Annotated in this window: 22 protein-coding genes and 1 tRNA gene; 9 read left to right on the top strand and 14 right to left on the bottom strand. The window is 72.5% G+C overall.

The features are described 5' to 3' along the window. Window positions 1-45 precede the first annotated feature (45 nt). Genes ACWGJM_RS15005 through ACWGJM_RS14995 form a run of 3 tightly spaced genes read right to left on the bottom strand, consistent with a single transcriptional unit; the run spans window position 46 to window position 3460 of the window. Entirely contained in the window at window positions 46-1215 is a 1170-nt protein-coding gene (locus ACWGJM_RS15005) for an amidohydrolase family protein (RefSeq protein ID WP_453412094.1), read from the bottom strand. A gap of 2 nt (window positions 1216-1217) precedes the next feature. Then, a complete protein-coding gene (locus ACWGJM_RS15000; RefSeq protein ID WP_453412093.1) occupies window positions 1218-2621 on the bottom strand; it encodes a glutamine synthetase in 1404 nt (467 codons plus the stop codon). Between the two features lie 41 nt (window positions 2622-2662). Then, window positions 2663-3460: an SAM-dependent methyltransferase gene (locus ACWGJM_RS14995; protein ID WP_453412092.1), complete on the bottom strand. Its 798-nt coding sequence runs from the start codon at window positions 3458-3460 to the stop codon at window positions 2663-2665. Between the two features lie 180 nt (window positions 3461-3640). On the opposite strand from ACWGJM_RS14995, the gene ACWGJM_RS14990 reads away from it, so the two are divergent. Beyond that, window positions 3641-4537: a Cof-type HAD-IIB family hydrolase gene (locus tag ACWGJM_RS14990; RefSeq protein WP_453412091.1), complete on the top strand. Its 897-nt coding sequence runs from the start codon at window positions 3641-3643 to the stop codon at window positions 4535-4537. On the opposite strand, the gene ACWGJM_RS14985 is transcribed toward ACWGJM_RS14990, so the two are convergent. The 6 genes from ACWGJM_RS14985 to ACWGJM_RS14960 all read right to left on the bottom strand — a co-directional run bounded on the left by ACWGJM_RS14985 (window position 4521) and on the right by ACWGJM_RS14960 (window position 8137). Further along, window positions 4521-5327, bottom strand: coding sequence for an SAM-dependent methyltransferase (locus ACWGJM_RS14985; protein WP_453412090.1), 807 nt, complete (start codon window positions 5325-5327; stop codon window positions 4521-4523). The two genes, ACWGJM_RS14990 and ACWGJM_RS14985, sit on opposite strands and share 17 nt — an antisense overlap. Window positions 5328-5390: 63 nt before the next feature. Then, on the bottom strand, window positions 5391-6074 hold the full coding sequence (locus ACWGJM_RS14980; protein WP_453412089.1) for an endonuclease: 684 nt from the start codon (window positions 6072-6074) through the stop codon (window positions 5391-5393). Window positions 6075-6076: 2 nt separating this feature from the next. After that, window positions 6077-6421 (bottom strand): DUF3140 domain-containing protein, encoded by a 345-nt coding sequence (locus ACWGJM_RS14975; protein ID WP_453412088.1) that lies wholly within the window; start codon window positions 6419-6421, stop codon window positions 6077-6079. A 55-nt stretch (window positions 6422-6476) separates the two neighbouring features. Further along, a complete protein-coding gene (locus ACWGJM_RS14970) occupies window positions 6477-6962 on the bottom strand; it encodes a Dps family protein (protein ID WP_453412087.1) in 486 nt (161 codons plus the stop codon). Further along, a complete protein-coding gene (locus ACWGJM_RS14965) occupies window positions 6959-7261 on the bottom strand; it encodes a WhiB family transcriptional regulator (RefSeq protein ID WP_453412086.1) in 303 nt (100 codons plus the stop codon). The genes ACWGJM_RS14970 and ACWGJM_RS14965 overlap by 4 nt, the downstream gene beginning before the upstream one ends. 66 nt (window positions 7262-7327) lie before the next feature. Beyond that, window positions 7328-8137, bottom strand: a complete 810-nt coding sequence (locus ACWGJM_RS14960) for an alpha/beta hydrolase (protein WP_453412085.1) — start codon at window positions 8135-8137, stop codon at window positions 7328-7330. Window positions 8138-8286: 149 nt separating this feature from the next. On the opposite strand from ACWGJM_RS14960, the gene ACWGJM_RS14955 reads away from it, so the two are divergent. Both ACWGJM_RS14955 and ACWGJM_RS14950 read left to right on the top strand, forming a co-directional pair. Next, window positions 8287-9474 (top strand): thiolase family protein, encoded by a 1188-nt coding sequence (locus ACWGJM_RS14955; protein WP_453412084.1) that lies wholly within the window; start codon window positions 8287-8289, stop codon window positions 9472-9474. Window positions 9475-9594: 120 nt separating this feature from the next. Continuing rightward, window positions 9595-10365: a sulfite exporter TauE/SafE family protein gene (locus tag ACWGJM_RS14950; protein ID WP_453412083.1), complete on the top strand. Its 771-nt coding sequence runs from the start codon at window positions 9595-9597 to the stop codon at window positions 10363-10365. Here ACWGJM_RS14950 and ACWGJM_RS14945 read toward each other — a convergent pair. Continuing rightward, window positions 10354-11199, bottom strand: coding sequence for an HAD-IIA family hydrolase (locus ACWGJM_RS14945; RefSeq protein WP_453412082.1), 846 nt, complete (start codon window positions 11197-11199; stop codon window positions 10354-10356). The two genes, ACWGJM_RS14950 and ACWGJM_RS14945, sit on opposite strands and share 12 nt — an antisense overlap. A gap of 49 nt (window positions 11200-11248) precedes the next feature. Between ACWGJM_RS14945 and ACWGJM_RS14940 the strand changes: the two genes are divergently transcribed. Beyond that, complete coding sequence (locus ACWGJM_RS14940) at window positions 11249-12028, top strand: cobalt-precorrin-6A reductase (RefSeq protein ID WP_453412081.1); 780 nt, start codon at window positions 11249-11251, stop codon at window positions 12026-12028. Here ACWGJM_RS14940 and ACWGJM_RS14935 read toward each other — a convergent pair. The 3 genes from ACWGJM_RS14935 to ACWGJM_RS14925 all read right to left on the bottom strand — a co-directional run bounded on the left by ACWGJM_RS14935 (window position 12015) and on the right by ACWGJM_RS14925 (window position 13848). Continuing rightward, entirely contained in the window at window positions 12015-12455 is a 441-nt protein-coding gene (locus ACWGJM_RS14935; RefSeq protein WP_453412080.1) for a hypothetical protein, read from the bottom strand. The two genes, ACWGJM_RS14940 and ACWGJM_RS14935, sit on opposite strands and share 14 nt — an antisense overlap. Before the next feature lie 57 nt (window positions 12456-12512). Further along, complete coding sequence (gene cobF, locus ACWGJM_RS14930; protein ID WP_453412079.1) at window positions 12513-13286, bottom strand: precorrin-6A synthase (deacetylating); 774 nt, start codon at window positions 13284-13286, stop codon at window positions 12513-12515. A 67-nt stretch (window positions 13287-13353) separates the two neighbouring features. Further along, on the bottom strand, window positions 13354-13848 hold the full coding sequence (locus ACWGJM_RS14925) for a DUF309 domain-containing protein (protein ID WP_453412078.1): 495 nt from the start codon (window positions 13846-13848) through the stop codon (window positions 13354-13356). Window positions 13849-13965: 117 nt separating this feature from the next. Here ACWGJM_RS14925 and ACWGJM_RS14920 point away from each other — a divergent pair. Next, window positions 13966-14039: transfer RNA gene (locus tag ACWGJM_RS14920), tRNA-Pro, on the top strand. Window positions 14040-14257: 218 nt separating this feature from the next. Here the strand turns inward: ACWGJM_RS14920 and ACWGJM_RS14915 are convergent. Beyond that, complete coding sequence (locus tag ACWGJM_RS14915) at window positions 14258-14629, bottom strand: nuclear transport factor 2 family protein (protein WP_453412077.1); 372 nt, start codon at window positions 14627-14629, stop codon at window positions 14258-14260. 233 nt (window positions 14630-14862) lie between these two features. On the opposite strand from ACWGJM_RS14915, the gene ACWGJM_RS14910 reads away from it, so the two are divergent. The 4 genes from ACWGJM_RS14910 (at window position 14863) to ACWGJM_RS14895 (ending at window position 18226) form a co-directional block, all read left to right on the top strand. After that, on the top strand, window positions 14863-15813 hold the full coding sequence (locus tag ACWGJM_RS14910) for a sigma-70 family RNA polymerase sigma factor (RefSeq protein WP_453412246.1): 951 nt from the start codon (window positions 14863-14865) through the stop codon (window positions 15811-15813). A 42-nt stretch (window positions 15814-15855) separates the two neighbouring features. Next, a complete protein-coding gene (locus tag ACWGJM_RS14905; protein WP_453412076.1) occupies window positions 15856-16698 on the top strand; it encodes an alpha/beta fold hydrolase in 843 nt (280 codons plus the stop codon). A 48-nt stretch (window positions 16699-16746) separates the two neighbouring features. Continuing rightward, window positions 16747-17424 (top strand): NAD(P)-dependent oxidoreductase, encoded by a 678-nt coding sequence (locus ACWGJM_RS14900; protein ID WP_453412075.1) that lies wholly within the window; start codon window positions 16747-16749, stop codon window positions 17422-17424. A gap of 88 nt (window positions 17425-17512) precedes the next feature. Next, window positions 17513-18226 carry a hypothetical protein gene (locus tag ACWGJM_RS14895; RefSeq protein WP_453412074.1) on the top strand — a complete coding sequence of 238 codons (714 nt, stop codon included), beginning with the start codon at window positions 17513-17515 and terminating at the stop codon, window positions 18224-18226. Window positions 18227-18231 lie beyond the last annotated feature (5 nt).

Genomic DNA, 18231 nt, shown 5'->3' with positions numbered 1-18231 from the left:
TTGCTTGATCATACTTTCCGGGCATCGGAAACGGCGTGTCATCGGTCACAGGAGCTCGGGCGGCGACGGTTCGCGGGCGGGCAGCCCGTACACCCGGCGGGCGTTGTCGCGCCCCGTCCAGGCGGCGATCCGCAGGGCGTCGGGCAGGCTCAGCTCGTCGGCGTCCACCCGGTCCTGGAGCAGCGCGGCCAGGCCCTGGCGGAAGCACAGCGCGCCGAGGTGGTGGAACTCGGCCACACCGTACGCGTCGGAGCTGTACAGGAGTTTGCGGAACGGTGTGATCTCCAGGGCCTCTTCGAGGATCGCCCGGGACCGGGCCGGACCGGCGTGGTGCAGGGCGAGTCCGACGTCGAGGTGGACCTGCTCGAACACGGCCGCCAGATAAGCGGCTTGGCGCTGGTAGGGCCAGCAGTGCAGCAGCAGGACCGGGACGGTGCCACGGGTCAGGTGCAGCCAGTCCGTCAGCAGGGCGGGATCGGCCCGGTGCAGCCTGATGTCGTCGTCGCCGAAGCCGGTGTGCAGTTGCAGCGGCAGGCCGAGGTCGACGGCGGTCCACAGCAGGTGGCGCAGGAGGACCGGGTCGGCCAGCCGGCCGCCCCCGGCGAGCCAGTGCCGGGCCGCCTCGGTGACCTCGGCGTCGGCAGGCCGCGCCGGGTCCAGGGCGAAGCCGGTGCGGTAGGCGGCCACGGACTTCACCCCGACCACGCCCGGCCGGCGCACCGCTGCCTGAGCGGCCGTCCGGAAGGCGTGCGCGTACTCGCCCGCCTCCACGCCCCGCGCGGCCACCGACTCCGCCACGCCCTCCAGCCGTACCACTTCGTACGCGGTACCGCCCGAGGCGTCCGCGAGCTCCGCCGGGGAGGTGACGGGATGCGGGGCGTAGCCGGTGTCCACGCAGAACGCCTCAGCCCCCGCCGCCGTGAGGAACCGCCGGTTGACCTCGCGCCATCCCAGGGCCGCCCGCCGCGCCGCGTAGTCGGCGGCCGGTGCGTGCCGGGGCAGGTCCAGCAGGGGCGCGCAGTGCCGGCGCACGGCCACACCGGCCGGGGTGTCGAAGGGGGAGAGGCCGCTGCCCGGCCGGGGCCGGCCCTCGGTGAGCAGGAAGGCGAACTCCTCGGGGCCGGGATCGGCGGTCACGGCGCCGTGGCAGTGGTGGTCGACCAGGGGCAGCGCGGCGAGGGCCTCCTGGACCGGTCCGGACACGGGGCCGCGCACGGTCAGTACCTCCAGCGGTAGGCCGCCGCGACCCGGGCGTCGTCCAGCCCGTCCACGGCCGCGGCCTCCCCGAGGCGTACGGCGGTCACCGCGTCGGCCAGCACCTCGCCCAGCGCGGCCCGCAGCACCTCGTCCGCGCCGAACTCGGCGACGGCCTCCGGCAGCGAGGTGGGCAGCCGGCGCACGCCCCGTGCCGCCGCCTCACCGGCACCGAGCCGGGCCGGGTCACCGGTGATCTCCTCGGGCAGGGCCGCCGCCGACGCGATGCCGTCGAGTCCGGCGGCGATGACGCAGCCGAACGCGAGATACGGGTTGGCGGCCAGGTCCACCGGTTTGACCTCGAGGTTCGCCGCCTGCTCCCGGTGGCCCGTCGTGCCGGTGACGACACGCACCGCGGCCTCACGCCGCTCGCGGCCCCAGGCGGTGAACACCCCCGCCCACCGGGAGGGTTTCAGGCGGAGGTAGCTGGCCGGGCTGGGAGCTGTCACGGCCGTCAGGGCGGGCAGGTGCGCGAGGATCCCGGCCGCGAAGGACTCGGCCCGATCCGTCATGCCGTACGGCCCGGGCCCTCCGGTGTGCAGGTTGCGGCCGTCGCGCCAGCCGGACAGGTGCAGGTGGCCGCCGTTGCCGACGCCCTCGGCGGACACGGCCGGGGCGAAGGAGACCCGCAGGCCGTGCCGCTGCGCCACCGCACGGACGGTCTGCCGGACCAGCACGCTCCGGTCGGCCGCCGCCACCGGGTCCAGCGCACCCACCGACAGCTCGAACTGCCCGGCCGCGTACTCCGGGTGGAACTGGTCGACGTCGATGCCCTGCGCCGCGCAGGCCGCGAGCAGATCGGCGCCGTAGTCGCTCAGCTCCGCCTGTCGGACGGCACCGTACGCGGGCCCGGACACCGCCGGCACGAACTCCCCGTCGGGCGCCGAGCCGAGGCCGAGGGCCCACTCGACCTCGACGGCCGCTCGGAAGGTGATGCCGTGCCGTTCGGCGGCCTCCGTGACGATCCGGCGCAGGAACGTGCGGGAGCACCCGGGGTGCCGCTCACCCTCCTGTGTGATCCGGTCGACCGGGGCCCAGGCCCAGCCGGGCTGCCCGGCCAGAACCACCAGGTGGTCGAGGTCCGGGTACAGGCGCAGGTCGCCGTCCGGGGAGCCGAGGACGTCGGTGGTGACGATGGAGTCGTCGGCCAGGAAGGTGTCGAACACCGGGGACATCCCCACGCCCCAGGCCGCGGCCCGGGGCAGCCGCGCCGCCGGGACGGTCTTCACCCGGCCGATGCCCGCGGTGTCGACATAGGCCAGCACGACACCGTGCACGCCCCGTCCGGTCAGTTCGGCGGCCAGCGCGGTGGCCCGCTGGACGTCGCCGGGACGCCCGCCGGGCACCGGGTCGGCAAGGGTGGTCATCCGCGCTCCTCCTCGACGGGCGGGGCCGTGCCTGGTCGGGATCAGGGTTTCACGGCCACCCCGCCGAACTGCGGTACCACGGCGGGCCGGTCGGGCCCGCAGCGCCACCGGGAGCAGGGCACCAGCCCGGGTTCGAGCAGTTGAAGCCCGTCGAAGAAGGCCGCGATCCGCGCCCGGTCGCGGGCGGTGACCGGCGGGGTGGCGTGCTCGTTCCAGTACCGCATCGCCGCCTCGTTGCCCGCGCCGCCCAGTTCGGAGTCGCAGGTGGGGTGCGTGAGCACGAGGTGGCTGCCGGAGGGGACCGCCGCCATGACCCGGCGTACGGCCTCCCGAGCCGTGTCGTCGTCCAGGACGAAGTTGAGGATGCCCAGCATCATCACCGCGACCGGCCGCGTCAGGTCGAGGGTCTCGGCGGCCCGCCGGACCAGGGTGTCCGGGTCGTGGACATCGGCGTCGACGTAGTCGGTGACGCCCTCGGGGGCGCTGGTCAGCAGGGTGCGCGCGTACATGAGCACGATCGGGTCGTTGTCCACGTACACGATCCGCGACTCCGGAGCGATGCCCTGGGCGATCTCGTGGGTGTTCTCCACCGTGGGCAGCCCGGTGCCGATGTCCAGGAACTGCCGCACTCCGCGGTCCCCGGCCAGGAACCGCACCGCCCGCCCCAGGAACTCCCGGTCCGCGCGTGCCACGTCCCGGATCACCGGCAGCATCCCGGCGACCTGTTCGCCGACCCGCTGGTCGACCGCGTAGTTGTCGCGGCCGCCGATCCAGTAGTTCCACACCCGCGCGGCGTGCGCCACCGTCGTGGTCACCGCCGCCGGCCCGCCCTCGCTCACGTCGCCGTCCTCCGCCCCCTGCGGCCGCCCGCGTGTGACCGTCCCCTGTGACTGTCCGCGGCCATTGTGCCGTCCGGTGATCGCGCTGTCCCGGGATTCGGCGGACCGGCCGGGATCCGGGCCCGCCCGCCCCATGAGGAACACTGGACTCCGTACGCCCACCCCGACCGGAAGCAGGACATGCCCGCCACGCCCGCGTCCCTCCTCACCACCCCCGGCCTCCCGGCCGGCTCCGCCGACATCCGGCTCGTCGTCACCGACATGGACGGCACGCTCCTCGACGACGACAAGCGGATCCCGGAGGGACTGTGGCCGATGCTGGCCGAACTGCGCCGGCGCGGTGTGCTGTTCAGCCCGGCGAGCGGCCGCCAGTACGCCACGCTGGCCCGGCAGTTCGCCGAGGTGGCCGACGGCATGGTGTTCATCGCGGAGAACGGCACCTATGTCGTCCGCGACGGCGTGGAACTCAGCTCGGACCCGCTCGACGGGCCGGTCGTGGCCTCTCTCGCGCGGACCGTGCGGGGGCTGGTGGCCGATGGCGTGGACGTGGGCGCCGTGGTCTGCGGCAAGCGGTCCGCCTACGTCGAGCGGACCGACGAGGCCTTCCTCGCCGAGGTCCGCAAGTACTACGTGGAGCACCGGATCGTCGAGGACGTCACCTCCGTCGACGACGAAGTGATCAAGGTGGCCCTGTTCGACTTCGGCCCGGCCGAGCGGACCACCGCCCCCGCCCTCAAGGCCTTCACCGCCACCCACCAGGTCGTCGTCTCCGGCGAGCACTGGGTCGACGTCATGAACACCACCGCCAACAAGGGCACCGCCCTGCGCGGCCTCCAGCGGGAGCTGGGCATCACGCCCGCGCAGACCATGGTGTTCGGCGACTACCTCAACGACCTGGAGATGCTGGACGCCGCCGACTGGTCCTTCGCCATGGCGGGCGCCCACCCGGAGGTCGTCCGCCGGGCCCGCCATCTCGCCCCGTCCAACAACGACAACGGGGTGCTGCGCACCATCGCCCACGTGCTCGGCATGGGCGGGGCACAGAGTCTGTCCGGCCGGTTCAGCCGGCCGTCTTGAGCCCCACCCCGCCGTACAGCGACACCGGCGGCTCCCCGTCCGGTCCGTTGTCGGGGCGCCAGTCGGAGACGGCGACGACACCGGGGTCCGTCAGCTCCAGTCCGCTGAAGAAACGGGCGACTTCGGCCTGTGAACGGGCGACGAGAGTCACTCCGCCCGCCGCGTAGGCCGCGATGCCCCGCCGGACGTTCTCGGGCTCGAAGTCGGCCGTCATCGCCGACAGGACCAGGCAGCTGCCCGGGGCCAGGGCGCCGAGCAGGGTGGCCACCATGTCGTGGGCGCCGTCCTCGTCCGCGACGAAGTGCAGCAGGGCGATCAGGGACAGCGCGACCGGCCGGTCGAAGTCCAGGACACGCGAGGCCAGTTCGAGGATCTTGCCGGGCTCCCGGGCGTCGGCCTGGAGGTACTCCGTGACGCCCTCGGGGGTGCCGCGCAGCAGGGCTCCCGCGTGGGCCAGCACGATCGGGTCGTTGTCGACGTAGACGACACGGGCGTCCACCGCCACGGACTGGGCGACCTGATGGAGGTTGGGCTCGGTGGGGATGCCGGTGCCTATGTCGAGGAACTGGCGGATTCCCGCCTCCTCGGCCAGCAGCCGGGTGGCCCGGCGCATGAACGCGCGGTTGGCCCGGGCGGCCCGCGGGGCCCCGGCCTCGATCGCCATGATCTGCCGCCCGAGCTGCTCGTCGACCGGGTAGTTGTCCTTCCCGCCGAGGAACCAGTCGTACACCCGGGCCGGATGCGGCCGGGTCGTGTCGATCTCGTTCAGGGCCGGCTCGGTCCCGGTCACACGGCGCTCCTCCGCTCGACGGCCCCGCCGCTTTCGGCGGGGCCGTCGAGCAGTCTGGCACGATCACGCGGCGCGGCGGAGACTGTCTTCGGTCACCTGTTTGTCCAGGGCCGCGCGCACCAACGCGGCGGCGAGCACGGCCGGTTCGGTGTCACCGGCGAGATCGAGCAGCCGGCCGGGGTCCTTCGGCAGGCCCAGCCGCTCCGCGCCCGACAGCGCCTTGCCGTCCAGGTACGGCGCCACCTCCGGCCACACCCGCTGCACCTCGCGAAGGAAGATGTCGGCGCCCGCCGGACCCAGCCCCGGCACCTCCCGCAGCAGCCGCCGGAGCGCGTCCACGTCGCCGTCCGCCTCCGCGCGCATCCGCCGCAGATCGCCGCCCCACCGCTCGGCCAGCAGCTCGGCGCCGTCCCCGAGCTGCGTGGCGGTGCGCTCGTCGTAGCGCCGGTAGCCGCCCCGGCCGAGCGCGTCCACCCGGTCCTGCCAGTCGGCCTCGGCCGTACGGCGCGCCGTGTCGAGACCCGACTCGTGCAGCGCGCGGGCGGCGGCCACCGCGACCGAGGCACGGATCCGGGCGCTGAGCAGGACGGCGAGGACCAGCAGCCGGTACAGAGGCTGCGGGGTGTCCTTCAGCCGGATGCCCGCCTCCTCCGCGTACGTCCGCCCGTACGCGGAGACCAGCTCGGAGAGGATCCGTCCGGGCCGCTCCGTCCTGTCGGCCTTCTCGGCCTTGCCGGCGCGGCTCATGGCTACGGCTTGAGCGGGTCGTGACCGAGGGTCATCAGCTGGTGCCGGCGGCGCGTGTCCTCGGGCGAGGTCTCCGGCTCCGGCTCGTTCTCCACGTCCGCCAGGTCGCTGACCCGGTCCACGACCTTGTACATCACGCGGATGTCGTCGTCGGTGAGGTCCGTGCGCCGCTTCTGGAGGATCGCGAGGACATGCTGCCCGGTGGGCGTGCCCGCCTCCTCCGGCAGCGGCTCCGCGTCCTCGTCGGCGTCGCGTACCCGCAGCCAGGCGGCGAGCTCCGCCGAGGTCATGTTCACCACGCGGTGGAAGTCCTCCCACAGCGCGTCCATTTCGAGGGCGTCGGCCATGCCGTGTCCCCTTCCTTGCGTACGTGTGCTTCAGCGCGGGCCGGTCGCGCGCCGGTCACTTGTCCTCGCGCGGCCAGTTCTCGGCCTCGAACATCCAGCGCTGCTTCTCCAGGTCGGCGGTGATGCCGATCAGCAGGTCCTGGGTGACCGGGTCCGCCTTCTCGGTCGCGTCGATCCGCTCACGCAGCCGCCCGATCGCCGCCTCGAGCGACTCCACCAGCAGCCGCACGACCTCCGTGTCACGCAGCCAGCCGTCCTTGGTGCCCGGCAGCGCGAAGGTCGACGCGATGGTCTCCGGCCGGCCGTCCGGCGCCACGCCCAGCGCCGCGGCACGCTCGGCTACCGTGTCGGCGTAGGCGCGCGCCGCGTCCACCACCTCGTCGAGCTGGAGGTGGATGGACCTGAAGCGCGGGCCCACGATGTTCCAGTGCGCCTGCTTCCCGACCAGCGACAGACCCAGCAGGTCCACGAGGGTCTCCTGGAGGGCACCACCGGTGACGCGGAGCGCCTCGTCGGGCAGCGTGCTCTTCACCACGGTCATAGAACGCTTCTCCCTTTCTCAAGCTGTCTTTCGTCCCTCGACACGTCGCTCGACACGTCGCTCGACGTGTCCCTGGACGCACGGAGCAGTGCGTCGCGCTCCTCCTCGCAGGTCCCACCCCAGACACCCGAGGTCTGGCCGTACGCCAGTGCGTACGTCAGACACTGGGTCGTCACCGGGCAACGGGCACATACGCGCTTGGCGGCATCGATGTCCCGCAGCGCCGGCCCGGTCGTGCCCACCGGGAAGAACAGTTCGGGGTCCTCACCCACACAGGCGGCAGCACGCAACCACTCCATGGGGGCGCGAGTGCCCCCGGTGCACACCCGCAAACGCGGTGCTGAGCGGGCCGGAACCGGGTCGGGCTAGAGCCCGGGTACTCCGTCGAGGAAACGGGTCACGTCCGCGAAGACCTCCGCCCGGTTCGTCTCGTGGAACACCTCGTGCCGGGCCCCGGCGTAGATCCGCTCGGCCGCCCGGCTCCCGGTCAGCCGCTCCACGCCGGTCCGGCTGCCGGGCAGCGGGACCAGCCGGTCGTCCTCGCCGTGCAGCCACAGCACCGGGAGCGGGCCGACCTCGCCGCTCTCGCCGACAGTCGCCAGGGTCCGCACAAACGCCTCCAGCGTCGGCCGCTTCATCGGGCCGTGCCACACCAGCGGGTCGGCGGCGTACGCGGCCCCCACCGCCGGGTCGCGGGAGAGCGAGGCCGGGCTGATCGGCCGGTCCGGGATCTCGGCCAGGGCGAGAAGCCGTCCGGGCAGCTCCCAGGCGCCGATCACCGGCCCCGAAAGGACGAGCGCGGTGAGCTCGTCGCCGTACCGCTGGGCGTGCCGGGCCGCGATCAGGCCGCCCATGGAGTGGCCGACCAGGACGAGCGGCAGGCCGGGGTGCGCGGTGCGGGCGAGGGCGGCCACGCCGTGCACGTCGGTGACGACGTCCTCGAAGTCCTCGATCACCACGCGTTCACCGGCCGACCTGCCGTGACCCATGTGGTCGGGCGCGTAGACGGCAGCGCCGTGTCCGGTGAGGGCGTCCGCCAGCCCCTCGTACCGGCCGGAGTGCTCGCCGTAGCCGTGCACGACGAGGGCGACGTACCGCGGCTCGGGGTGCTGCCACACGCGGGTGATGATCGTGCCCCGTGTCCCGGTGAGGACGTGCTCGCGGGCGTCGGCCATGACTCCTCCGGCTGCGTCGGTGAAGGTACCTGGGGATCTTCCCAGGGGGCGGGCCGGCGGTCTATAGTCCAAAACTAGCGGTGCTAATTAATAGCGGTGCCGATCAACTGAGTGCTGATCCACAGCGTCGTCGGTCAGGAGTCCTTCCGTTGCGTCCCGTCCACTTCGCGGCCGCCCGCCGCACCCCCATCGGCAAGCTGCGCGGAGCCCTGTCCCCGGTGCGCCCGGACGACCTCGCGGCGACCGTGATCCGCCACCTCGTGGCCGATGTGCCCTCGCTCGACCCCGCCCGGATCGACGACGTCTACTGGGGCGCCGCCAACCAGGCCGGCGAGGACAACCGCAACGTCGCCCGCATGGCCGCCCTGCTCGCGGGCCTGCCCGAGACGGTGCCCGGCGCCACGGTCAACCGGCTGTGCGCCTCGGGCCTGGAGGCGGTCACCCTCGCCGCCCGCACCGTCGCCGCCGGCGAGGCCGACATCGTGCTCGCGGGCGGCTCGGAGTCGATGAGCCGCGCCCCCTTCGTACTGCCCCGCCCCGACGAGGCCCTGCCGCACCGCATCGAGACCGCCGACACCCGCCTCGGCTGGCGGCTGGTCAACCCGGCGATGAAGGACCTGCACGGCCTGCTGTCCATGGGCGAGACCGCCGAGGAGGTCGCCGAACGGTACGGCATCCCGCGCGAACGCCAGGACGAGTTCGCGCTGCGCAGCCACCAACGGGCCGCCGCCGCTCGCAAGGACGGCCACTTCGACGACGAACTCCTGCCCGTCGAGCGCCCGGACGGCGTGGTCGTCGACACCGACGAGTGCGTCCGCGAGGACACCTCCGTCGAGAAGCTGGCGCGGCTGAAGCCGGTCTTCCGCGAGGGCGGCACGGTCACCGCGGGCAACGCCTCCCCGATGAACGACGGCGCCGCCGCGGTGCTGCTGGTCAGCGAAGAGGCCCTGAACGAGCTGGGCCTGGAGTCTCTGGGCCGCTATGTCGCCGGCGCCTCGGCGGGCGTGCACCCGGACGTGATGGGCACCGGCCCGGTGCCCGCCACCCGCAAGGTGCTCGCCCGGGCCGGCTGGGAGATCGCCGACATCCAGGAGGCCGAGTTCAACGAGGCCTTCGCCGCCCAGGCCCTGGCCTGCGTCGACCTGCTCGGCATCGACCCCGACCTGGTGAACCCCAGCGGTGGCGCGATCGCCCTCGGCCACCCCCTCGGCTGCTCCGGCGCCCGCATCCTCACCACACTGCTGCACCGCATGCGCCGTACGGGCGCGGCGCGGGGGCTGGCCACGATGTGCGTGGGGGTGGGGCAGGGGAGCGCGGTCCTGGTGGAGCGGCACTAGCGGCACGGGCGGCACCCAGCGGCACGGGCGGCACGCGTCACCCGGGCTCCTCGGCGTACCTGGCCGACTGGCGAGACGGCGCTTACGCCGCAAGATGCATGCGCATAGCATCGGCCCGGCATGAACACGATGACGCTATGGCACATATCCGGCTGGGGATTCACCGCGCTCGCCTTCGCGGCGCTGCTCGTCGGCTTCTCCAAGACCGCCGTCAGCGGGGCCAACACCGTCAGCCTCGCCGTATTCGCCGCGGTGCTGCCCGCCCGGGCCTCCACCGGGGTGCTGCTGCCCCTGCTCATCGTGGGCGACGTGCTGGCCGTGCTCACCTACCGGCGGCACGCCCACTGGCCCACGCTGTGGCGGCTGTTTCCGGCGGTGGCGGCCGGAGTGGTCGTCGGCACGCTGTTCCTGACGTGGGCCGACGACGGCGTCGTACGGACCTCGATCGGCGCGATCCTGCTGCTGATGGCGGCCGTCACGGTGTGGCGGCGGCGGGCCGACACGGAGGGGGAGCCGGAGCCGGTCGGCAGCCGGGCGGGCCGGGTCAAGGCGCGTTCGTACGGTGTGCTGGGCGGCTTCACCACGATGGTCGCCAACGCGGGCGGTCCGGTGATGTCGCTGTACCTGCTGTCCGCGGGCTTCCGGAAACTGGGCTTCCTGGGCACCTCGGCCTTCTTCTTCCTGATCGTGAACGTGTCCAAGGTGCCCTTCAGCGTCGGCCTGGGCCTGATCGACGGCCGCTCACTGCTGCTCGACGCCGCCCTCGCGGTGTTCGTCGTGCCGGGGGCGTTGATCGGCAAATGGGCTGTGAACGGGATCAACCAGCGGCTGTTCGAGCAACTGGTGATCGCGGCGACGGTCGTGGGCGGGGCCCAGCTGCTACTGCGCTGAGCCCTCCCGCAGCCCGAGCAGCGCGGGGAGGTCGGCGAACGAGTCCAGGACGTGGTCCGGGGTGCCGCCGGCCTTCTGGTGCGTCTCGGGCAGGTACTTGCCGGTCTTCACCAGCACCCCGGTGATCCCGGCACGCTGGGCCGCGAGCACGTCCGACTCGATGTCGTCGCCCACCATCAGCGCCCGGTCCGCGCCCACCCCCAGCCGGGCCAGCGCGGCCGCGAAGAAGGCAGGCGACGGTTTGCCGGTGACCTCCGCCTCGACCCCTGCGGCCTTCTCCAGCCCGATGAGGAACGCGCCCGTGTCCAGTCGCAGCCCGGTGTCGGTGCGCCAGTACAGATTGCGGTGCATGGCCACCAGCCGGGCCCCGCGCTGGAGGTGCCCGAAGGCCCGGTTGAGCGCCGCGTAGCCGAACTCGGGACCGGCGCCGCCGACGACCACCACGTCGGGCACGGTGTCATCGCCCTCGCCCTCGCCATCGCCCTCGCCGACATCCTCGTCCTCGTCCGCGCCGACGAGGGTGATGCCGCCGAGGTCCTCCTCGATGTCCCCGCTGTTGAGGAGAGCACAGCGGGCGCCCGGAAAACGCTCGGCGAGATGGGCGGCGGTCACCGCGGGGGCGGTGAGGACGTCCTCGGCGGTGACGGGGAAACCGGCTCCCGACAGCGTCTCGGCGATCGACGCCCGGGTCCGGGACGTCGTGTTCGTCACCAGCGCCACGGCGAGGCCCGCCTCGCGGATCTCGCGCAGCGCCGCCACCGCACCCGGCAGCGGCTCCCACGACACGGTGAGCACTCCGTCGATGTCGATCAGCACGCCACGCACGGATTCCATGCCTGGACGATAGCGATCCGGCCCGCGGATCGGCCCGTACGCTGACGCCATGTCCCCGCACCTCACCACCCCGCACGTCCTCGTCCTCGGCGGCACCACGGAGGCCCGGCGACTGGCCGCCGGGCTGACCGCGCGCGGGGGTGTCCGGGTCACGACCTCCCTGGCCGGACGGGTGGCCCGCCCCGGGGCACTGGAGGGGGAGGTCCGGACCGGCGGGTTCGGCGGGGCGGAGGGGCTGGCGGAGTGGCTGCGGGCGCAGCAGGTGGACGTGGTCGTCGACGCCACCCATCCCTTCGCCGCCGGGATCACCGCCAACGCGGCGCGGGCCGCGACGGCGACCGGGCTGCCGCTGCTGGTCCTGCGGCGCCCGGGATGGCGGCCCACCCCCGGTGACCGCTGGCACGCGGTCCCCTCGCTCGGCGCGGCGGCCGACGCGCTGCCCGCCCTCGGCCGCCGGGTGTTCCTCACCACCGGCCGCCTGGGCCTGTCGGCCTTCGCGCACCTGAGCGACCTGCACTTCGTCGTACGGTCGGTGGAGCCGCCCGAGCCGCCGACGCCGCCCGGTCTCGACGTCCTCCTGGCACGTGGCCCCTTCACCGTCGCCGGCGAACTCGAGCTGCTGCGCGCCCACCGCATCGACGTGCTGGTGACCAAGGACAGCGGGGGCGAGGCGACCGCCGCCAAGCTGACCGCCGCCCGTGAACTCGGGCTGCCCGTGGTGGTCGTACGACGACCCCCGCTGCCGGAGGGCGTGACGGCGCTGCCCGACGAGGCGGCCGTACTGGCACGGCTGGAGAAGCTTCAGCGGCTCGGCCTCAACCGGCCGTGACCGAGGCCCGCAGCCGGTCGATCGCGCGCAGCACCTCGTCACGGTTCTTGGCGGCCTTGATCCACGCGGGCAGCCGGCCCACGTACGTCATCTTCCGCCCGTGCTCGTACCAGGGGGCCCGCTCCCGCAGCGAAGCGGCCACGAACCGCCGGAGCAGGTCCAGGTGTTCGAGGTTGTACGCCCAGATCTCGCCGTGCCGGGTGGTGGTCCGCAGCCACAGCGCCGGCCAGTGCCCGTCGACGAGCCACGAGGTCCGGGACAGACCGCAGGACCGGCAGATCAGGCGGTATCGCGTGTCCTCGGCGAGGTCCGGCCGCTGCTCCGCGTGGGCGATCCGCGCACAGCGCGGGCAGTGGACCAGCATGGGGGACCGGAACCGGCAGGCCGTGAGGCCGGGATCGTGGAAGCGGACGGGTGCGGGAGACATGCCGGGAGTATGGCGACCGCCGCCCCTTTCGGGCACCCGGATTTCGACTGGCCGGCCTCAGGCGTCCTTCGGGCGCCGGCGCAGCAGATACGTGTCCATGATCCAGCCCTTGCGCTCCCGGGCCTCGGCGCGCAGCCGCTCGATACGGGGGGCGGCCTCGGTGATCGGCCCGGAGACGAGGATCTCGTCCGGGGTGCCTATGTAGGCGCCCCAGTAGATGTCGATGTCGTCGCCCGCGTACTGCCGGAAGGTCTGCTGGGCGTCCAGCATCACGACCAGGTCGTCCACGTCCTGGGGGAAGCCCTCGGCCAGCCGCCGCCCGGTGGTGATCTGCACCGGGCGGGCTACCCGGTTCAGCCCCGTGCGGTGCCGGGCGGCGAGCGCGGAGACGCTGCTGATGCCGGGCACGACGTCGTACTCGAAGGCCACGGCGCCCCGCTCCAGCACCTCCTCGAGGATCCCGAGCGTGCTGTCGTACAGCGCCGGATCCCCCCACACCAGGAAGGCGCCGCTCTCGTCCTCGCCCAGTTCCTCGGCGATCAGCCGCTCGTAGATGCCGGCGCGGGCGCTGCGCCAGTCCCCGACGGCGGGGGAGTAGGCGGCGCCGCCGGCGCTCCGGTCCCGCTCCGGGTCCCGGGCCTCGACCAGCCGGTACGTCCCCTCCGGCAGGTGCGCGTCGAGCATGTCCCGGCGGAGCCGGGTGAGGTCCGACTTCACCTCCCCCTTCTCGAGAAGGAAGAACACGTCCGTGCCGCGCAGGGCCTTGACCGCCTGAAGGGTCAGCTGGTCGGGGTCGCCCGCGCCGATACCGATGACATGAATCTTTCGCACGCCCCGAGTCTGCCGCATGCCACTGACAGTGCGCGCACCGCCACCGCACCGGGACCCCGCCCCCCCGCTACGACACCCGGAGGCGGGGCGCCCGGGTCCTCGCGTCGACCGGCTCGCCGCCCCGCTCCACGGCCTCGGCCAGCTCTCGCGCCCAGGCGGCGACCCCGGCGAGATCGATTCCGTGCGGCTGCCGTTCCCCGCGGCTGTCCGCCCACTCCTCGACGGCACCCGCCCCGCGCCGCAGCAGCCGCGCCCCGCCGGTGACGTTCCCCCGCGCGGCATGCGTCAGCCCCACGGCCAGCTGCGCCAGCCCCCGCCACAGCGCGCGCTCGGAATCCGGGCCCGACTTCCAGGCGTCCTCGAAAACCTCGTGCGCGTGGAACGGCTTCCCCTCCGCCAGCAGCGCCTGCGCCTCACCGACGGTCTCCTCCGGGGTCCGCACGACACCCTCCGGCTGCCGTGCCACCCCCTGCGCCCCGTACGGCAGAGGCCGCCCCAGCCCGTCCCGCGGCCGCGCGTTCCGCGCCCGCCCCTCACCGTCCCGGTCCCGCCCGCTGCCCATACGCCCGATTCTCCCCCGGTCCGCGTTCCCCGGCCCGGGCGCCCCCTTCGGCCAACCCCCCGGCGTACGGTAAAGTGCTGTCCGCGCGATCACACGGCACACCGTGGGCGAGCGCACCGGGACGTGGCGCAGCTTGGTAGCGCACTTGACTGGGGGTCAAGGGGTCGCAGGTTCAAATCCTGTCGTCCCGACTTGCGAAGTAGCAGGTCAGAGGCCGTATCGGGACACACCGATGCGGCCTCTTGCTCATTCCTGGGGACCGTTCGTTACAGGCCCGGCTTCCTGCGCGCTCAGGCTCCCCCTGCTGAGGGGATCTTGGCCGCGATGACGTCCGTGCGCTCGCACGAACAATCCCGCATTGACCATGACTTTCACTCCAGTCGGTGTCGATGATCCTGGCGTCAATGGGTCAGAACATGCCGTTCGGGTTCACCGCTTCCTCCGGAATCGGCTGTATGACGTCCCAATGCTCGACGATCTTTCCGTCGTCCATTCTGAAGATGTCGACAATGGCCGAGCCGAGCTGTCCGGGGACGCGCACCCCGTGAATGTGCGCGATGACGAAGTCGCCATCCGTGAAGATCCTCTTGACCTCGGCGCGCAGCTCGGGGAACGTCTCCCGCAAGTAACGGAGGAATTCCTCGAATCCGTCGATACCGTCGGCGATCAATGGGTTGTGCTGTACGTAGCGATCACCGATGAACTGTGACGCGGCGTCAAAGTCTTTCTGGTTGAGGGCGGCTTCGTAGAAGGCCAGCACGTTCTGCTTGTTCGTATCCATGGTCATTCCTGTGTGAAGGTCGTGGCCCTCGTGGGCCGTCGCATCTGAGATCCGCGGCTGGTGCGGGAGTGTGACATCCGGCCGGGCGACTGTGGCCCACGTCTCAGGACGAGCTCGGTGACGTCATGGTCATGACATGCCGAAATGAGGCGTGGGTCACATGCTTCGTCTGGATGTCACGCTCCGGGCCCTCCAGCGGCTCTCAGTAGGCAGACACGGCAGGAGGTCCGATGATGTCCGACACCTCGTCGGCCGGGGGTGCCCGGGAGAGCGCGGTGGACACGGCTACGCGGGTGTTCGTCGAGCACCGTGAGTTGTTGTTCTCCGTCGTCTACAACATGCTCAGCAGCGTCGCCGACACCGAGGACGTGCTCCAGGAGACCTGGCTGTCATGGGCGTCCAGAGGCGGGGCACCGGGCGTGGAGCGGATCGACAACCCACGCGCCTATCTGGTGCGGATCGCGGTGAACAAAGCCCTCGCCCGCCAGGCCGCCATCAGCCGCCGTCGCGAGACCTATGTGGGTCCGTGGCTGCCAGAACCGCTCGTCACCTCCCTCGCCGACGGCCGCGCTCACGGCGATGCCGCGGACGCCGCCGCCACGGCCGAGCGCTTCCAGTCGGTGTCCATGGCGCTGCTGGTCGTACTGGAGACCCTCACCCCGCTGGAACGCGCGGTGTTCGTCCTGCACGAGGTGTTCGGCTATGCCCATACCGAGACCGCCGACATCCTCGGCCGCACTCCCGCGGCGGTACGCCAACTCGCCCACCGCGCACGCGAGCATGTGCACGCGCGGCGCCCCCGCTACCGGACCGACCCGCGCGTGCGTCAACAGGTGACCGAGCGGTTCACGGCCGCGGTGTCCGGCGGCGACCTGCGGACGCTGCTGACGCTCCTGGCACCGGATGTGACCTTGTGGGCCGATGGCGGAGGCAAGGCCACCGCCGCGGGCCCGCGCCCGGTACACGGCCGCGACAAGGTCGCCCGGCTGCTGGCCGATGGGGCCACCCGCGCCCGCGGTGGCCTGGACATCCGCTACCGGCGGGTCAACGGAGATCCCTCGGCGCTGCTGTTCAGGGACGACTCGCCGTTCGCCGTACTGGTCCTCGACCTGGTCCCGGACGGCCGACAGGTCCGCGGCATCTACTTCGTCACCAATCCCGAAAAACTCGCAGGTCTCACCTGAGGCCGCACAGGCACCGTCGGCCGAGAGGTGAAGAGGACGGGAATGAAAGAGATCGAACTGTCCGCCGGGACCATCGAATACGAGGACACCGGCGGTGACGGTCCTACGGTCGTGCTGTTGCACGGGTTCATGATGGATGCCTCGCTGTGGGCCGGGACGATCAGTGATCTGTCCGCGGATCACAGATGCGTGGCACCGACGCTGCCCCTCGGCGCGCATCGGCACGCGATGCGTGCGGATGCCGACCTGTCGCTGCCCGGGACGGCCCGGCTGGTCGCGGAGTTGCTCGACCGCCTGGATCTGACGGACGTCACCCTCGTCGGCAATGACACCGGCGGTGCGATCGTCCAGCTGCTCATGTGCGACGGCGCCGCGCGCGTGGGACGGGCCGTGCTCGCCTCGTGCGATGCGTTCGACAACTTCCCGCCAGGGCTGACGGGCAGGACGCTGGTGCTTGCCGGCAAGCTCCCGCCCCGGCTGTTCGGGCTGTTCATGCAGCAGATGCGGCTGCGGATGATCCGCCGGCTCCCGATCGCGTTCGGATGGCTGACCCTGCGAGGGGACGCCGCCACCGCCCGGTGGATGCGGCCGGTCATGAAGCGGCCCGAGATCCGTCACGACGCCGTGCGAACACTGCGGGCCGCTGCCGCGGACACCGGCCTCCTGGTGGCCGCCGCCGAACGCCTGCCCAGCTTCGAACGTCCCGCCCTCGTGGTGTGGGCGAGCCGCGACCGCGTCATGCCGCCCGCACACGGCCGGCGCCTGGCCGAACTCCTCCCGCACGGACGGCTGGTCGAGATGGACGACAGCTACACCCTCATCCCGCTGGACCAGCCGGCCGGACTCGCCCAGGTGATCCGGGAGTTCACGCCGGGCCGCCCCTGACCGGACCAGCGGCGACCGACGAGAGAGACGAGAGAGAAGAGACAACGGATGAAGCTCACGATCTTCGCAGCGACCGGTGGCATCGGCCGCCACCTTCTCGAACAGGCCGTTGCCGCGGGTCACGACGTCACCGCGGTCGTACGCGACCCACACAGCCTGACCGAGTGGGAAGGACGGGCGCGGGTCGTCACGGCCGACCTGGCCGCGCCGGACACGGACGTGCTCGCGTCCGCCGTCGTCGGCAGGAACGCCGTCCTCTCCGGGCTCGGACCGCGCAGGCCGAGGTCCGAGGCGGGAGTCACCTCGCGGGGCACGAAGGCCATCGTGGCCGCGATGCGGGCGACCGGCGTGAAGCGCCTTGTGGTGGTCAGCGCCGCACCGATCGGCACCGTGCCGTCACCGGGTCGGCCGAACCCGCCGAAACACGATGCGGGCGACGGGTTCTTCATGCGCCACCTGGGCAGCCGGTTCGCGCGAGCCATGTTCAGCGCGCACTACGCCGACCTCGCTCTGATGGAGGACATCCTTCGGGACAGCGATCTGGACTGGACCGTCTCACGACCGCCGCAGCTGACCGACAAGCCCCTCACCGGCATCTACCGGACGGCGTACGGGCAGAACATCCGGGGCGGCTCGAAGGCCTCACGCGCCGACGTCGCCCATCACATGCTGCGGGTGCTCGACCAACCCGGAACGATCAGACAGACCATCGGCATCGCCAACTGACGAAGAGGCCGCCACAGCCTGTCGGCCCTTGATCGTTTCTGTGGCGTGGCGCCTTTGCCGGGCGGCGGGGCTGATCGACGCTGGGGTCATGAGGAGACGGTTCGAGCCGGCGCAGGCGTGGATGGGCACGCTGGTGGGCGTGGCGGCATTCGGGCTCTCGGTGTACAACCTGCTGGCCCTCCGGCAGGAGCCGGTCGTCGACGTCTCGCTCCCGCACATCGCCCGTATCGCCCAGGGCGAGGACACCTGGCTCTACTTCCAGCCCACACTCTCCGCGCGGGTCAAGGCGGAGCGCGTCGAGGTCATCACCCAGGTCGAACTGCGGTTGCGGCCGGCCACCGCGCACACCAGGGCGCCCGTCTTCTTCTGGGACGAGACCGGCTCCTTCTCCTACAGCGTCGCGTCGCACCGTCTCACCTGCCAACGGGTGGCCGATCCCAGTGCGTTCCTGGTCAGCCAGGGCACACCTCAGCAGCCGCTGCTGCCGTTCAACGCGCTCGGCTGGGGCTTCGCCGAGGGCCGCTACGACGGCTCCCTGGTGCTGCGGCGCGCCGGCGGGCAGACGCCCCTGCGAGAGGCCTTCTGCGTGATGGTGTCCAGGAGCGCCGCCGCGACCTGGCCGGCGCCGGCCAGTACCAGTTCCACGACTTCCGTGACGACGTGCCGGGCAGCGAGAGCCAGAAGGCACAGGCCAAGGGCTGCTACGTCCTGTCCCCGGCCTGACCCGCACGGGTACCGGCCCGGCGACCCGCCGCGGACTGAGCGCGCCGCCCGTCCGTCGTCGACGTACGCTCCTTCATGAGCCCA

It is taken from the genome of Streptomyces sp. NPDC054834 (assembly GCF_053611185.1).
Note: the sequence above shows the minus strand (reverse complement) of the source record. Positions and strands in the feature narration are given on the sequence as shown.